Consider the following 16,234-nt stretch of genomic DNA (forward strand, 5'->3'; position numbering starts at 1 on the left):
ATATATTCGGGGTGAAATCGACGAAGGCATGGCAGCCGCTCTTTTATCGCCTTTTCATCTCTGTTATGAGATTGACGTTTTCGTAAACGTCAATGGAAGTGGTGAACCATGGCCCTGCCCGCGATCCTGAGGGATAAACTGAGACTGCCGGTCATCGGCTCGCCGCTGTTCATCATCTCGCATCCGGCGCTGACGCTGGCGCAATGCAAGGCGGGCGTCGTCGGCGCCTTTCCGGCGCTGAACGCCCGGCCGGAAAGCCAGCTCGACGAATGGCTGGCCGAGATCACCGAGGAGCTTGCCCGCCACGACGCCGCCCATCCGGAGCGGCCGGCGGCCCCCTTTGCCGTCAACCAGATCGTCCACATGTCGAACAAGCGGCTGGAGCATGACCTCTCGCTCTGCGTCAAATACAAGGTGCCGATCGTCATCTCCTCGCTCGGCGCCGTGCCCGAGGTCAACGCCGCCGTGCATTCCTATGGCGGCATCGTGCTGCATGACATCATCAACAACCGCCACGCCCATTCGGCGATCCGCAAGGGGGCCGACGGGCTGATTGCGGTTGCGGCCGGCGCCGGCGGCCATGCCGGCACGCTGTCGCCCTTTGCGCTGATCCAGGAAATCCGCGAGTGGTTCGACGGGCCGCTGCTGCTCGCCGGGGCGATTTCCACCGGCGGCGCGATCCTCGCCGCAGAAGCGATGGGCGCCGACATGGCCTATATCGGCTCGCCCTTCATCGCCACGCAAGAGGCGCGCGCCGCAGACGCCTACAAGCAGGCGATCGTCGAAGGCGCCGCTGGGGATATCGTCTATTCCAACTATTTCACCGGCATACACGGCAATTACCTCAAGCCCTCGATCGTAGCGGCCGGCATGGACCCCGACAACCTGCCGCTCGCCGATCCCTCGAAGATGGATTTCGAGCAGGCAACCGGCGGCGCCAAGGCCTGGAAGGACATCTGGGGCAGCGGCCAGGGCATCAGCGCCATCAAGGCCGTCGAGCCGGTGGCGAACCTCGTCGACCGGCTGGAGGCCGAATACAAAGCGGCGCGCGCCCGGCTGGCGCTCTGAACCGCGCCTTCTCGGCCCCTCCCCTCTTTTTTGCCAAAGCCATGACAGGGTGCTTGAAATCTTCGAACAATGGCTGTATCAGCGCCATGCAAATCGCGGGCCGCTTGCTTCGGCCGTGAAATGCCGCTTTAGCTCAGGTGGTAGAGCACATCATTCGTAATGATGGGGTCGCAGGTTCGAGTCCTGCAAGCGGCACCACTAACCTTTTGAAACTACGACCCAATTTATGGCGGCTTACACTGATGACGACCGGGTCACCACCAGGTCGCCACCGATCAAGAGCCCTTTAGCGGCCCCATTCGCCGCGCCCCGACCATGCCGACCGGGGCACGGCCTTCGTTAGGCGTAGCGAGCGAGCCGCCAAGTGACACTCTTGTCACGGTAAGGCGGAAAGCGGTTACCCTTTGCGATCGGTGCGATGGTCGATGGGGTGCCGACCACCTCCCACACTCCGCTTTCGGGGCACGTCTCGCCAGTGCGGGCGGTTGTTCCAATAGGACGCTTCATAGTTTTTACTCCGGCGACAGGTTGATGTTGTTCGCCCGAAGGGATAAATCCGTAGTGCTTGCTCGGATGTCCCGCGAGGCCGATCAGTCTTGACGGTGTCGCGAATCCATCCAGACCAACCGAGAGACGAGATCGTTGGCGCGGTCTCGTCTTTTTCATCTAGGGAACTTTCGATCCCCTAAGTATGCATTCGCTACCCCTCCGCTGCGTCGGCGCGAGTTGCCCTTTTGAGAGGTACCAAAACATGAGTCTCCCACGACTTCCGAAGGCGTGAGTTGATCGACTTCACCGTCGACGCCGGGATCGGGGACTCAAAAAATTCGCGCCAGATGCCGGCAAGGTCACGCTTGTAACCGGAGCCCTCTCCGTAGCGCGCGATCGCCTGCTTCCACACGTCCCTTTCGGCGGACAATAAGTTACCATAGGCGTCGCGGCCGATCGTAAGGCAACTTGCGAGAAATTCTTGTCGCCCCTCTGCAACGAGGGTTCGGACAGCCTTGAGACTTTGTACGACGTCCTCCAGTTCGCCATACTCGTTCTCAAAGTCGTCCAATCGATGATTGATCCTGGAAATATGATCCGCAATGCGCAGATTCGCATCAATACGTACGCCGCTGCCGAGAATATGTGTGACCGGGAAATTGCTCCAATCCCCTCCTCGCACTATGGACGCTGCAATTGAGCTGTGATGGGCGGTTGCGAGCTGATCGATGAGGTTCTGATGTGGCGGGCGGACAGTAGTAGGCATCGGCGCGACATCCTCAAGGAGGCGATCGACCGAGTGTTGGATGCCCCGGCGCGCTTCGGCAGTCTTCACGACATCGACGTTCTGAATGAGATTTTGCACACCTGCGGAGGCTGCGGAAACCCGGTCAGCGTAGACAGCGCGCATTTCCGCAATCTGCCCGCGCAGCGACGTCCACACGCGGTCGGCGTCATCACTATGAGCATCAAAGAAATAGGTTGGCGTAGCGGGAAGTGTGGCCTTGACCAATGCTTGGGCGACGTCCTTTCGCCGGATACTGTAACCCTGCGCTCGGGACGAAATAGGCTCATCGAATCCTGGAACCTGCAATGCCTCATCGCCGCGGGGCAACACAAGGATACATTGCCTCTTCCGAGAGGCAGCATCAGAGCCCGCCTCCTGCGAGTCCTGAAGGTGGCGTTGGACAGAGGCATTTGGGGCATCTGGAAATTTGGTGCAAAGCACGGCTAAGGTTCGCGGATCGTCGCGGAGCGCGGTCAAATCTTCACGCTGTGTAACCTGCTCAACACCCCGGGTATCTATAACGGATAGAATCTGCCCATCTGCACTCAAATTGCTCGAAGGCATGAGGACGTTGATACGGCGAGGTACGCCAAAGCGCTCATCCATCCCATTATTGATATGGGAAACAGTCTTTGATACCCAGCTAAGCCCGTCTTCACTCCCTTCCGGCAAGACAAGCTGACGCTCCCGGCGCTCAGGCAGCCGCATCGCCGAGACGAGCTGATCTACAGCCTGATCGATAGAAAGTCCGCCTTCCAACAAGTCTGCGATCGGATCGATACTTTGGAACTCGTCTTCCCCTATTTCGACTGTGGATGTCTTCATTCCGGACATGTTCCGAAGCACCCGGGCCACTTCAGACGGAATGCCCACACCAGATGCGTCAGGGGCGACACTTGTCACAAGGTCACGTGTCAATCGAACAACCTCGTCATCGTCCAAGGCATCGACGGCAATGCCGAAAGTCGGTGCGACCCGAATAGCGGTCTCGCATACCGTGGTACGGCCAGAACCAACAGGGAAGGCCGGCTTCCGTTGGCTTCGACCATCACCAACCAGCAGGCCGGCGGCATGCGCCAAAGCCGTCGTCTTGCCGACCCCGATATCCCCTATCCATGCCACAGTATGGTCTCGGCGCTGCAGATAATTTGCCGCAACTGAGAGCTCAGCTCGTAGAAGATCAATTGGAGCCCTCAGGATAGGGTCATTGCGCGGACTACGCTCAAACTCGCTGAGTTGGCTCAGGGAATGGTCGATTGCCCACAATTCCTCTCGATTTGGATGCAGGTACGACGGAGGAGCGCTATGCTTCCAATCTCGATTGTAGAATTCGAGGACTTCATTGGCCAACGGTGTCCCAATCGCCGAAAGATAGCGTTCGGCAATTTCTGGCTCGGCGTCGTCGGCCTTTTCAAGTTTAGAGAGGACGCTGGCCACGGTCTGCATCCGACTGGCTAGGTTGGCTTGACTGAGTTTTTCAGTCTCCCGAACATACTTCAAAACCTCGGATGGGATCGGCTGCGGCATAAAACCCTCTTTCGTTCTCAATATAGTCATGCCTTATATTGGAAAAATTCGCAATATATAAAATCATAATTTAGCTAACTTTCCTACACCAGTTGATCGACAGAGAAATTTTTTTGATCATTTGGGGTTTTGGTGTCTCTGGATCGCTGGGCTTTCCCCTGCGGCCGACACCGGGTTGCACCTCCCTCCTGATAGAACGAAGGCCCGGGCGAAATGGCACCGGGCCTTCGTCTTCGACCGACCTTCCTTCAAATGACGCGAAAACAAATGCCATCATGAGAAACCGGGCGCGGGCTGCTTTACCGTTCGGCCGTGAGGACGTAAAAGAACAGCATCACTCCGCAAGCGGCGCATCGCCCCACATCTCAGCCAGCCCGCCGACATTCCCGGCCATGCGGAGCACCCGAAGAGGATCGTCATGTCGAATGCAGCGCAACGCTCGAACCGCGTGCTTATCGTCGCCACCATCATGCTCGCGACCTTCATGGTGGCGATCGAGGCGACGATTGTGGCGACCGCGATGCCGCGCATCGTCGGGCAGCTCGGCGGCTTTTCCTATTACAGCTGGGTGTTTTCGGCCTTCCTGCTGGCGCAGTCGACGACCACTGTTATCTACGGCAAGCTTTCCGACATTTTCGGGCGCAAGCCGGTGCTGATCGGCGGCATCCTGATCTTCCTCGTCGGCTCGCTGCTTTGCGGGCTTGCCTGGTCGATGATGTCGCTGGTGCTGTTCCGGCTGCTGCAGGGGCTCGGCGCCGGCGCCATCCAGCCGGTGACGATGACCATCATCGGCGATCTCTTCAAGCTCGAGGAACGCGGCCGCGTGCAGGGCGCGATGGCGACCGTCTGGGCGACCTCGGCCGTCGTCGGGCCGCTGGCCGGCGGCATCATCGTCGACAACATCTCCTGGGCCTGGATCTTCTGGATCAACCTGCCGATCGGCATCATCTCGATCATCGCCTTCATGATCTTCCTGAAGGAGGACGTGGCGCACAAGCAGGCAAAGATCGACTACCTCGGATCGGTGCTGTTTTCGATCTCGATCGTCGCACTGCTCGTCATGCTGACGGAAACCGATGCCAGCGCCTGGATTCTGATTTCGCTTTTTTCCGTCTTCGTGGTCACGGGCCTTCTCTTTCTCGCCCAGGAGAAGCGGGCGCCGGAGCCGATCATTTCGATCCCGCTCTGGAGCCGAAGGCTGATCGCGACCAGCAATGCGGCGACGCTGCTGGCCGGCATGGCGCTGATCGGGCTTTCGACAATCCTGCCGATCTATGTGCAGGGCGTGCTCGGCCGCTCGCCGATCGTTGCAGGCTTCACACTCACGATGCTGGTTGTCGGCTGGCCCCTGTCGGTGATGCTCTCCAGCCGCTTCTACAAGGCCTTCGGCATCCGCCGCACCTTGCGTGTCGGCAGCCTGCTGTTTCCGTTCGGCGCCTGTTTTCTTCTGTTCCTGACACCGGAGAGTTCGCCTGTTATTGCCGGCGCCGGCTCCTTCTTCATGGGCTTCGGCATGGGTCTCATCAGCCTCACCAGCATCGTGCTGGTGCAGGACAGCGTCGAATGGTCGATGCGCGGCAGCGCCACCGCCTCGATCATCTTTGCCCGCAGCCTCGGCAATACGCTCGGCGCCACCGTGCTCGGCGCCATCCTCAATGCCGGCATCAATCACTATGCGAGCGGCGAGGCGGCGGCGGGCCTGCATGAGGCGCTGAACCAGCCGACCGGGCTTTCGGCGCTCGCCGCCGATCCGGCCATCCGCGCCGTCTTCAATGCGGCGCTGCACTGGAGCTTCTGGGGCGTGGTCGTCGTCGCGGTGCTGACCTTCTTCACCACCTGGCTGATCCCGGTCGGGCCCGGCCGGAAGCGCGAGGGGGCGGCTGTCGCAAGCGAGGCGGCCTCGCATTAGGCGGTTCAGTTATTCACGGAAGGGCTCCGGGCAAACCGCTTCGCACGTCTCCTGAATCTCGTTGTCGACGAGATTGTCTCGAAATGCAGAGGTGATTTTCCGGACATGGCGGCCGCAACGCGCCCGGAGCGAACCTCCGGCATAGTTCCTTACAGGGCATCCCGAATATCGAAGCGGACGATCTTGTCGCCTTCGATGCGAAAGATATGCGTGACGGTCTTGTCCTTCAGGCCGTGGCTTTGCCCTTCCAGCGGCCGGCCGTCGAGGTCAAAGACCAACTGGATCACCTCGACAGCCACAGTGCCATCGTCCGTTTCCGCAAAGGCGACCGGCTCGACATGTGGACTGATGACAGCCCATTGGCGTGTCCAATAGTCGCGCACGGCCTCACGACCATGAACATGGCCGCCATCCATGCCGTTGGCCCAGGCGACATCGTCGGAAAGGACGGCGAGGACAGCGTCGATGTCCCTGGCGTTGAAGCCGGCATAGACGCGCTTGAGCATTTCGACGTCATTGTTGGACATGTCATTTCCTCAATGGAGTTTGAAAGATCAGCTTGGCGGCATCAAACGATATTGCCGAATGCCGCGCATCAATATACATATGTACGTATATATCTTATGATCAAGCGCAGGCAAGAGGTCAAGCGGAATGGATGAAGACGTGCTTTCGACGCCGGGGCATCTCATCAGTCTTGCGGCGCGCGGATTTGCGCGCTTGAGCGAAACACGCCTCAAACCGCTCGGCTTCGGTGTCGGCCAATTGCCTGTGCTGGTGGCGCTGCAAGATGGCAAGGCAAGCACGCAGCGCGATCTCGCCCGCTTTGCCAGGGTCGAGCAACCGCCGATGGCGCAGATGCTCGCCCGCATGGAGCGGGATGGCTTGATCGAGCGGACACGCGACCCGGCTGATGGTCGCAGCAGCCGCATCGTGCTGGCCAAGGCCGCGCGGGACGGCATGCCGGAGGCGATTGCGGCCTTGTTCCAGGGGAATGAAGAGGCATTGGCCGGGTTCACCGACGCGGAAGCAGGACAACTTGTCGGTCTGCTCAAGCGGCTGATCGACAATCTGGATCAGATGGCGAGCGCAGAGTCGGCGTCAGGCGATTGCTGAGTTTTGGCCAGGCGGAGAATTTCTATTCTGGGACTGTGCTGTCCTTATGCGAACTCGTGCCGTCTTTCAGCACGGATGGGTTCTTCAAAACCCGTACAAGCAGGTTCGGTTTTCGCCTGCGCGGGATGAGATCGATATCGCTGACAAGCTTTGCGCCGCCCTTGCGCCGCTCGAGCGTGATCTTGCGGCTATGGAAGGCCTCCAGTTCAGCCCGATGCGCGACGCTGATGATGGTCACGTCGGGCAATTCATCGATCACCATATGCATCATCTTATCCTGGCTCTTCTCATCGAGTGCCGAGGTTGCTTCATCCAGCACGATGATATCGGGATGGTGGAGCAGCAGGCGCGCAAAGGCGAGACGCTGCTTTTCGCCGCCCGACAGCGTCTGGTCCCAGGGCGCCTCTTCCTCGATCTTGTCGTTGAGATAATCGAGCCCGACCTTGTCGAGGGCCGCCTTGATCTTATCCAGCGTCCAGCTGTCGGCGGCGCCGGGATAGGCGACGGCACGGCGAAGCGTGCCGGACGGGATATAGGGTCGTTGCGGCAGCATGAACAATCGTCTGTCGGCGTGGAAATTGACGCTGCCGCTTCCCCACGGCCAGAGACCTGAGATCGCCCGCACCAGCGTGCTCTTGCCGGACCCGGATTCGCCGGCCACAAGCACCCGTTCGCCGGGCTCGATCTCGACCCGCGTTTCCGTGACCACGGCGGTGCCATCGTCAAGCGATACGGAGAGATCGTTGAGGCTGAGCATCGCCTCGCCTTCGGTTTCACCATGCTTGATGCGCCCGAGCGAGTCGCTCTGTTCGGCGCGCTCCAGCCCGTCGAGCGACATCATCAGCGAGGCGATGCGCCGTGCACAGGCGTTCCAATCGGCAAGACGCGGATAGTTATCAACAAGCCAGCCGAACGCCCCCTGAACGATGGCGAAGGCAGAGGCAGCCTGCATGACCTGTCCCAGCGTCATGCTGCCTTCGAGAAATTTTGGCGCGCACAGCAGGACCGGGACGACTGGCGCAATCAGCATGGATCCATGCGACACAAGCGTCGTGCGCATGTGCTGGCGGGCAAGGAGCGCCCATTGCCTGAGCACATTGGCGAAGGTCTTATCGAGGTCATTACGCTCCTCCTCTTCGCCGCCGAGCAAGGCGATGCTCTCGCCGTTTTCCCGCACATGCGTCAGCGTGTAGCGAAACTCGGCTTCTGCTTGATTTTTCGCCTCGGAGACGTGGACGAAATAGCGGCCGATGACCGCCATCGAGCTGGAGGTGATCGCGGCGTAAAGGACCGCAGTGATGACGAGAAAGCCGGGAATGGTGACGGTCCAACCTGCGATCGGCAGAGTGAGAGCCCCGCCGATCGTCCAGAGCACGACGATGAAGGTCGAGGCCGCCAGAAATGCGGAAATGACACCGGCGATGAAATCGACGGGTGCTTCGGTGGCAATCCGCAAATCCTCGGAAATGCGCGCTTCGGGGTTCTTGTGGTCGCCGCCGATGAGATTCAACTGATAGTAACGGCCGTTTGCGAGCCAGCGCGCGATGACTGCGCTTGTCAGCCAGGAACGCCACCGACGCTGGATCATCATGCGAACGGCGACTTGTACAGTGACAATAGCCACAGTTCCAAGCACGAGCGGCACGAATACAGCGCTCAGGAAATAGACGGTGCCCGCATCGTGCCGCTCTATGGCGTCGAATATCCCGCGGTTCCACAGATTGATTCCGTACTGGAAGCCGACATTCATGCCGATCAGGGCCAATAGCCCGATCGAGAAGGGCCAAGCGAACTTGTCGCCATCGCGGCTCCAGTAACGGCGCGCGCTGATCCAGAAACGTTTCAGCAAATAGCGCTTGCGCGCCTGCTCGGTCTCTTCAGGCGTTAGCTCCGGATCGGGTTGGATGGCATCTGGCGGCAGCGCGACTTCGACAGTCGATGCCTTCTCCTGGCGCGACTTCTCGGCACCGTCCGGCTCGGTGCCGTCGACCGATTTCGGTTTCAATTTAGCGTCGGTCATGTCAGCGATAACGGCTTACAAATCAAAAGGTTTCATGATGCCGGTACCGAGGATGGTATCCGGCGTCTACCCGGCAAACCGCTCGCGGTAGGCTTTCGGACTGGTACCGAAGTGGCGCAGGAAGGCCCTTCTCATGGTTTCCTCCGATCCGAAGCCACAACGCCTGGAGACCCGGGCAACAGACTGGCCTTCATCCAGCAAGCGTCGGGCGGTTTCGATCCTGATGTCTTCGATCGCCCGGGCCGGCGTCAGCCCTGTTACCTGCCGATAATGCCGCGAAAAACTGCGCGAGCTCATGTTGACCCGTGCGGCAAGAGCCGCCAGCGGCAATGGGCGGCTCAAGTTTTCCATGATCCATGCGTGCAGTTGGTCGAAACGCCCGTCATTTTCCTGCAGTGAGAGGGCCGTGCTGAATTGCGACTGTCCGCCCGGCCGCTTCAGAAAAACCACCAACTGCCTCCCGACAGCGAGCGCCGCCTTCCGACCCAGGTCGATCTCGATGAGCGCCAAGGCAAGGTCGATGCCCGCTGTCACGCCGGCGGATGTCCACATGTCGCCATCACTAACAAAAATGGGGTCAGGATCGAGGCGCACCAACGGAAAGCGTTTTGTGAATTCAGCGCAACGCTGCCAGTGCGTGACGACACGCCGTCCGTCGAGCAATCCTGCTGTCGCCAGCAAAAATGCACCGCTGCAAACGGAAGCGGTGCGCCGCGCCGCCTTTGAGCGGCCTCTGACCCATTCCACCAGATCGCGGTTTTCACAAGCCGCATTGACACCCCAGCCTCCCGCCACGACGAGCGTGTCCAGCGGCGCATCCGGCGACGGCAACGGGGAGGCTGCCAAGGCGAGACCCGACGATGTTCTTACCTGAGCGCATTGCGCCACCACGACAGTCTCATAGGGCCTCGCTTTGTCAGCAAGCGCAGCCAGATCGTTTGCCGTTGCAAAGACCTGCAAAGGGCCTGCCACATCAAGAAGCTGGCTGTCGGGGAAGGTCAGGATTTCGATACGGCGAGGGTTATTTGGCATGAACGGAGGGATGATTGGCAAACACGCCAATCATTGCTCCACTAGGATTGGGAAAGTCAATCAGGAGTTTCCCCATGCCTCTTTCTTTCGGAATCCTCGTCTTCCCCGATGTTCAGCAACTCGACCTCACCGGCCCTTACGAGGCTTTCGCCTCGGCTGAAGGCACAGAGGTTCATCTGATCTGGAAGGATTTGCGGCCCGTTCTGGCCTCTACCCGGCTGTCTTTGACGCCGACCACGACCTTTGCGGAATGCCCGCCACTCGACGTTCTCTGCATTCCGGGCGGAAGCGGTATCAACGCATTGTTGCTCGACGAGATGGTGCTCGCTTTTGTTCGGGAGCGGGCGGTGAAGGCGCGCTACGTCACGTCTGTCTGCACGGGCGCGCTGGTGCTGGGGGCGGCGGGGTTGCTCAAGGGAAAACGCGCGACGACCCACTGGAATGCGCTCGATTTCCTGCCGCGCTTTGGCGCCACGCCCGTCGAGGAGCGAGTCGTACAGGATGGCAACCTGATCACCGCAGGCGGTGTCACCTCGGGCATCGATTTCGGACTATCCGTGATTGGCGAGCTTCTGGGGCAGACAGAAGCCGAAACGGTCCAGCTCGCTCTGGAATATGCTCCCGCGCCACCATTTTCTTCCGGCACGCCGAAGGAAGCTTCAGCAAAAGTGCTGGGAGATACGAGGCAGCGCCTTTCCGCATCGCGCGCCGCGCGCGAAAGGATATTGTCGCAATTGCCGGGAGATATTTGAAAGGGAATTGAGCAGCTGAAGACGCCGGCCGGTTTTTGCAGGCACCCAATGCGGCACTTTTCCCGGAATAACTCTCCCCGCCTCACGCAGTTTCACTGGCAATCTGCGGCAGGGATTGCAGCAGGGTCTGGCGGGCGGAGTGCAGATGCGCGCGGCAGGCGGTTTCGATTGCCGCCTGGTCGCCGGATTCCAGGGCTGCGATATAATCCAGATGTTCGTGGATGGCGCGTTCGTTGCGCTGGCGGGCGGCGGTCTTGTTCCACTGGTAGTGATAGTGGAAAACGATGGCGATGGCGTCGTAGAAATCGGCGATGAAGCGGTTTTTCGAGGCGCGATGGATCAACAGGTGGAAGCGCTCGTCGAGGACGGAGAAGTCCTTGAAACGCTGGTTGATGTCGGCAAGCATGGCGTGATGTTCATCGCGCATGGCGGCGAGATCGATCCAGGCCTGGTGATCGCGCGGAAGCCGGCCGAATTCGGCGGCGGAGTGCAGCTCGAACATCTCGCGCACATCGGCGAGCTCGAGGGCGAATTCGCGGGTGAAGCCCTTGAGCGTCCAGTGGCTGTTCGGCCGTTTCTCGATGAGGCCGAAGCGGGAGAAGCGGATCAGGAATTCACGCACGCTGGTTGTGCCGGTGCCGATCTCGCGAGCTAGCTCCAATTCGTTGATCTGCATGCCGGGTGCTGCATCATCGGCAAGGATGCGCTGCATGAAGCTGCGCTCGATGATGTCGTGCAGGGAATCGGTTTCTTCCGAGGGAAAGAGGTCGCGGTCCGTCGGCTGGCGCAGCACGATCTTCTGGCGCTTGTTCCAGCGGATGATGCCTTCTTCGCTGAGCCGCGTCAGGATGGCGCGCGCCGTCGAGCGGCTGACGCCGAGCTGGGCGGCGATCTCCGGCTCCGAGGGCAGTGCGGTATCCGTGCGCAAGGCTGCAGCATACCTATTGTAGGCTTCCTTGAAGACCGTATTCTGCCGTGCCACCAGACCCCGCTTTCCGCCCTCGTGAGCGCCTTCCCGCTTCACAGCAGGACAGAGCGGACCGGGGCTTGTTCAAACGACCTTTAGCTTATTTCCGGTCGCCTGCGGCTCATTGCCTCCCTCGTCCACAGGATCAATATTCCCGTTGACTTGAAAATGTTTATTGTAGATAAAAAACAAAATCAATGCGCATTCGCCGATGCAGCGAGTGTTTCCCAGGGAGAATAAATTGGACAAACTGCCTTGGATCATCCTTTCGGCCGGAGACAATGTCGCGGTCGCAACGGCGGCAATCGCGCCGGGTTCGACGGTTGCCGGCATCGAAGCCCGTCAGAAGATCGACCCCGGCCACAAGGTGGCGATAGCGGATATTCCGCTCGGGTCGCCCGTGGTGAAATACGGACAGGCGATCGGCCGCACCACTGAAGAGGTCAGGGCCGGCGACCATGTGCACAGCCACAACCTGCATTTCGAAAACGACCGGCTGGCGGCGACCGCCAATTCGGCGCCGGAGACGGCGACGGCCGACGACAAGGCGCGCACCTTCATGGGTTACCGCCGCGCCGACGGGCGGGCGGCGACCCGCAACTATATCGGCATCATCGCCAGCGTGAACTGTTCCACCACGGTCTGCCGGGCGATCGCCGACGAGGCGAACCGGACGATCTTGCCGCATTATGAGGGCATCGACGGTTTCGTGCCGATCGTGCATGACCAGGGCTGCGGCATGAGTTCGACCGGCGACGGCATGAACGTGCTGCACCGGACGCTCGCCGGCTATACCAGGCATGTGAATTTCGGCGGCGTGCTGATGATCGGCCTCGGCTGCGAGGTCAACCAGCTGACGCTGTACGGCCAGAGCGGTGCGGGCGCTTCGAAGCGGCATTTCAATATTCAGGATGCCGGCGGTTCCCGCCGCGCGGTCGAGCGGGCCATGGGTATGCTGCGCGAGATCGCTGCCGATGTCGGCAAGGAAAAGCGCGTGCCGATGTCGGTGAGCGAGATCATCATCGGCCTGCAATGCGGCGGCTCGGACGGCTTTTCCGGCATCACCGCCAATCCGGCGCTGGGTGTCGCAGCCGACCTCCTGGCGGCGGCCGGCGGCACGGCGATCCTGTCGGAGACTTCGGAAATCTATGGTGCGGAGCACCTTTTGCGCAGCCGCGCCGTCAGCGACGAGGTGGCAAAGAAGCTCGACGAGAAAATCGCCTGGTGGGAGGATTATGTCGCTCTGCACGGCGCCTCGCTCGACAACAACCCGTCGCCCGGCAACAAGCGCGGCGGGTTGACCACCATTCTGGAGAAGTCACTCGGCGCGGTTGCCAAGGGTGGGCGCTCGCCGCTGACGGCGGTCTATGGTTATGCCGAGCGGGTCACGGCCCCCGGGCTCGTCTTCATGGACACCCCCGGCTACGACCCGGTCTCGGCGACCGGCCAGGTGGCCGGCGGGGCGAATATGATCGCCTTTACCACGGGCCGCGGCAGCTGCTTCGGCTGCCGGCCGGCACCGTCCCTGAAGCTTTCCAGCAATTCGGCGCTCTATGCGTCGATGGAAGAGGACATGGACATCGATTGCGGCACCATCGCCACCGGCGACGCGACGATCAGCGGCAAGGGCCGCGAAATCTTCGACCTCATCGTCGATACGGCTTCGGGCAAGAAGACGAAGAGCGAGCTCTTCGGCTACGGCGATAACGAATTCGTGCCCTGGCATCTGGGCGCAACGCTCTAGCTTTTTGTTTTACGCAAGCCCTTGGAAAACAGCTTCACACTTTTCCCGGGATTGCTCCGGATAGACAGTTTCAGCTTCTTCGCGAGGAGGAATGATGAAGACGAGAAAGATCGGCAAGACCAAGCTGGAGGTGACCGAAATCAGTTTCGGCGCGGCAGCTCTCGGCGGTCTCTACCGTGCCTGCCCGCGCGAGCAGGCGATGGACACGCTGCAGGCGGCCTGGGATAGCGGCATCCGCTATTTCGACGTCGCGCCCTGGTATGGGCTGGGTCTCGCCGAACGGCGGGTCGGCGATTTCCTGCGCGACCAGCCGGATGGCAGCTACGTGCTTTCCACCAAGGTCGGCCGGCTGCTGCGGCCGGTGCCGACCGGCACCGTGCCCGATTACAGCTATGTCGATCCGCTCTCCTTCGACGCCGATTACGACTATTCCTATGACGGCATCATGCGCTCGGTCGAATTCAGCTATGCACGCCTCGGCCTCAACCGCATCGACATTCTCTATGTGCACGATATCGGCGTCTATACGCATGGCGCGGCGAAGAATGCGGTCCACCAGAAGCAGTTTCTCGATTCCGGCGTGAAGGCGCTGGAGGAACTCAAATCCTCGGGCGCGATCTCCGCCTTCGGCCTCGGCGTCAACGAAGTGCCCGTCTGCCTCGACGTCATGCACCATGCCGATCTCGACTGCATCCTGCTTGCCGGCCGTTATACGCTGCTCGACCGTTCGGCCGTTGCCGAACTCCTGCCGCTCTGCCGGCAGAAGGGCACGTCGCTCGTCGTCGGCGGCGTCTTCAATTCCGGCATTCTCGCCACCGGCCCGGTGCCGGGCTCGCATTTCGATTATATGCCGGCAACCGACGATGTGCTTGCCAAGGTCGGCGCCATGGAGGCGATCGCCAAAAGCCATGGGGTGCCGCTCGCGGCTCCCGCCCTGCAGTTTCCGCTGCGCGATCCGGTCGTCGCATCGGTGCTGATCGGCACGGCCAAGGCTTCGAGCCTGAAGCGCAACATGGAGATCGTCGAGCCGCGGCTTACCGACGAGATCTACGGGGAATTCGAGCCCTATACGCTGGTCGCGCCGCCGCTCGGCGCCGAAGCGGTGCGGGTCTGAGGAGACATTATGCTCAAGGGTATTCATCCATTGCTCGGCCCCGACCTGCTTCATGCGCTGAAGACGATGGGACATGGTGACGACATCGTCATAGCGGACGCCAATTTTCCCTCGGGCTCGATGGGCCCGCCCGTCATTCGCGCCGACGGCGTCAGCGCCACTGACATGGCCGAGGCGATCCTCACCCATATGCCGCTCGATACTTTCGTGCCGGAAACGGCGTGGCGGATGGAAGTGGTGGGCGATCCCGATGCGATGCCCGAAGTCTGCGCCGAGTTCCAGCAGATCGTGTCCAGGCGTGCCGGCGATTTCCGCATCGTGCCGGTGGAGCGCTTTGCCTTCTACGCGATGGCCCGCAAGGCCACCTATATCGTCGCGACGACGGAATTCCGGCTGTACGGTAACCTGATTTTGAAAAAGGGTGTCGTCCATCCGCATGAGGTTGATCTGGCCTGAACCCTATTTTAGGGTATCGTACTATTGGAATAAAATCAGTTGCTTGGGTGGAGTTTAGCAAAGCAAAAAAGCCAGATTGACGCACTTGCAATTTGATTGCGCCTCGGCTAGCTTCTCCCTGCAAATGTTTTTTATCGATAAAAATCGTCCGCCTGCGTTCAGCGGCCGATTTATTCGGAGGAGAACGCACCCTGAGAGGAGAACCCTTATGAGTATCGTGAAATCCCTTCTGTCCCGTCGCGCCTTTACGGCGCTTGCGGGTGCCGCGGTCATCGCCACGGCGATGCCGGCAACGTCGTTTGCCGCCGACGTGACGATCCCGATCATCGTCAAGGACACGACGTCCTTCTACTGGCAGATCGTTCTGGCCGGCGCGCGCAAGGCTGGCAAGGATCTCGGCGTCAACGTGCCGGAACTCGGCGCACAGGCCGAATCCGACGTCAACGGCCAGATCAGCATTCTGGAGAATGCTGTTGCCGGCAAGCCGGCCGCCGTCGTCATTTCGCCGACCGAATTCAAGGCGCTCGGCAAGCCGATCGATGAAGCCGCCAAGTCGGTTCCGATCATCGGCATTGACTCCGCTGCCGACTCCAAGGCGTTCAAGTCGTTCCTGACGACCGACAACGTTCAGGGCGGCCGCATCGCCGCCGACGGTCTTGCCGCCGCCATCAAGGGCGCCACCGGCAAGGAAGAGGGCGAAATCGTCATCCTCACCAATCTTCCGGGCGTCGGCTCGCTGGAACAGCGCCGCGAAGGCTTCCTGGATCAGGTAAAGACCAAGTATCCCGGCCTGAAGGTGATTGCCGACAAGTACGGCGATGGCCAGGCAACGACCGGCCTCAACATGATGACCGACCTGATCACGGCAAACCCGAACCTCGTCGGCATCTTCGCCTCGAACCTGATCATGGCGCAGGGCGTCGGCCAGGCGATTGCTGAAAACAAGCTCGGCGACAAGATCAAGGTCATCGGCTTCGATAGCGACGACAAGACGGTCGGCTTCCTCAAGGATGGTGCGATTGCCGGCCTCGTCGTTCAGGACCCCTACCGCATGGGTTATGACGGCGTGAAGACCGCTCTTGCCGTCTCCAAGGGCGAGAAGGTCGAAGCCAATGTCGACACCGGCGCAAACCTCGTCACCAAGGCGAATATGGCCGATCCGAAGATCGACGCACTGCTGAACCCGAAGATCAAGTAACAAAGACAGACAGGCCGCGCCGGCTTCAAAAACCGGCGCGGCCTTTTCCATCCAT

Annotated in this window: 13 protein-coding genes and 1 tRNA gene; 9 read left to right on the forward strand and 5 right to left on the reverse strand. The window is 60.6% G+C overall.

Annotated features, from left to right (window positions below; genetic code table 11):
* Nucleotides 1-108 precede the first annotated feature (108 nt).
* Together EEQ99_RS20440 and EEQ99_RS20445 are read left to right on the forward strand one after the other, a co-directional pair.
* Complete coding sequence (locus EEQ99_RS20440) at nt 109-1,068, forward strand: NAD(P)H-dependent flavin oxidoreductase (RefSeq protein WP_028757465.1); 960 nt, start codon at nt 109-111, stop codon at nt 1,066-1,068.
* A 122-nt stretch (nt 1,069-1,190) separates the two neighbouring features.
* Nucleotides 1,191-1,266: transfer RNA gene (locus tag EEQ99_RS20445), tRNA-Thr, on the forward strand.
* A 502-nt stretch (nt 1,267-1,768) separates the two neighbouring features.
* On the opposite strand, the gene EEQ99_RS20455 is transcribed toward EEQ99_RS20445, so the two are convergent.
* Nucleotides 1,769-3,871 carry an OTU domain-containing protein gene (locus EEQ99_RS20455; RefSeq protein WP_127430990.1) on the reverse strand — a complete coding sequence of 701 codons (2,103 nt, stop codon included), beginning with the start codon at nt 3,869-3,871 and terminating at the stop codon, nt 1,769-1,771.
* Nucleotides 3,872-4,289: 418 nt separating this feature from the next.
* On the opposite strand from EEQ99_RS20455, the gene EEQ99_RS20460 reads away from it, so the two are divergent.
* Nucleotides 4,290-5,780, forward strand: coding sequence for an MDR family MFS transporter (locus tag EEQ99_RS20460; RefSeq protein WP_028757467.1), 1,491 nt, complete (start codon nt 4,290-4,292; stop codon nt 5,778-5,780).
* A 149-nt stretch (nt 5,781-5,929) separates the two neighbouring features.
* On the opposite strand, the gene EEQ99_RS20465 is transcribed toward EEQ99_RS20460, so the two are convergent.
* Nucleotides 5,930-6,307 carry a nuclear transport factor 2 family protein gene (locus tag EEQ99_RS20465; protein ID WP_028757468.1) on the reverse strand — a complete coding sequence of 126 codons (378 nt, stop codon included), beginning with the start codon at nt 6,305-6,307 and terminating at the stop codon, nt 5,930-5,932.
* 127 nt (nt 6,308-6,434) lie between these two features.
* On the opposite strand from EEQ99_RS20465, the gene EEQ99_RS20470 reads away from it, so the two are divergent.
* On the forward strand, nt 6,435-6,896 hold the full coding sequence (locus tag EEQ99_RS20470) for a MarR family winged helix-turn-helix transcriptional regulator (protein WP_028757469.1): 462 nt from the start codon (nt 6,435-6,437) through the stop codon (nt 6,894-6,896).
* A gap of 22 nt (nt 6,897-6,918) precedes the next feature.
* On the opposite strand, the gene EEQ99_RS20475 is transcribed toward EEQ99_RS20470, so the two are convergent.
* Nucleotides 6,919-8,916 carry an ABC transporter ATP-binding protein/permease gene (locus EEQ99_RS20475; protein WP_127430991.1) on the reverse strand — a complete coding sequence of 666 codons (1,998 nt, stop codon included), beginning with the start codon at nt 8,914-8,916 and terminating at the stop codon, nt 6,919-6,921.
* 66 nt (nt 8,917-8,982) lie between these two features.
* Entirely contained in the window at nt 8,983-9,948 is a 966-nt protein-coding gene (locus tag EEQ99_RS20480; protein WP_097543248.1) for a GlxA family transcriptional regulator, read from the reverse strand.
* Nucleotides 9,949-10,022: 74 nt separating this feature from the next.
* Here EEQ99_RS20480 and EEQ99_RS20485 point away from each other — a divergent pair, with 74 nt between their 5' ends.
* Entirely contained in the window at nt 10,023-10,700 is a 678-nt protein-coding gene (locus EEQ99_RS20485; protein WP_127431052.1) for a DJ-1/PfpI family protein, read from the forward strand.
* A gap of 82 nt (nt 10,701-10,782) precedes the next feature.
* On the opposite strand, the gene EEQ99_RS20490 is transcribed toward EEQ99_RS20485, so the two are convergent.
* Nucleotides 10,783-11,682 (reverse strand): GntR family transcriptional regulator, encoded by a 900-nt coding sequence (locus EEQ99_RS20490; protein WP_047617273.1) that lies wholly within the window; start codon nt 11,680-11,682, stop codon nt 10,783-10,785.
* A 226-nt stretch (nt 11,683-11,908) separates the two neighbouring features.
* On the opposite strand from EEQ99_RS20490, the gene EEQ99_RS20495 reads away from it, so the two are divergent.
* The 4 genes from EEQ99_RS20495 (at nt 11,909) to EEQ99_RS20510 (ending at nt 16,179) form a co-directional block, all read left to right on the forward strand.
* Complete coding sequence (locus tag EEQ99_RS20495; protein ID WP_048338246.1) at nt 11,909-13,411, forward strand: UxaA family hydrolase; 1,503 nt, start codon at nt 11,909-11,911, stop codon at nt 13,409-13,411.
* 94 nt (nt 13,412-13,505) lie between these two features.
* Nucleotides 13,506-14,525 (forward strand): aldo/keto reductase, encoded by a 1,020-nt coding sequence (locus EEQ99_RS20500; RefSeq protein ID WP_127430993.1) that lies wholly within the window; start codon nt 13,506-13,508, stop codon nt 14,523-14,525.
* Nucleotides 14,526-14,534: 9 nt separating this feature from the next.
* Nucleotides 14,535-14,981 carry an RbsD/FucU family protein gene (locus EEQ99_RS20505; RefSeq protein WP_048338244.1) on the forward strand — a complete coding sequence of 149 codons (447 nt, stop codon included), beginning with the start codon at nt 14,535-14,537 and terminating at the stop codon, nt 14,979-14,981.
* Between the two features lie 208 nt (nt 14,982-15,189).
* Nucleotides 15,190-16,179 carry an ABC transporter substrate-binding protein gene (locus EEQ99_RS20510; protein ID WP_048338243.1) on the forward strand — a complete coding sequence of 330 codons (990 nt, stop codon included), beginning with the start codon at nt 15,190-15,192 and terminating at the stop codon, nt 16,177-16,179.
* Nucleotides 16,180-16,234 lie beyond the last annotated feature (55 nt).

The organism is Rhizobium anhuiense (genome assembly GCF_003985145.1).
Lineage (GTDB): Bacteria > Pseudomonadota > Alphaproteobacteria > Rhizobiales > Rhizobiaceae > Rhizobium > Rhizobium anhuiense.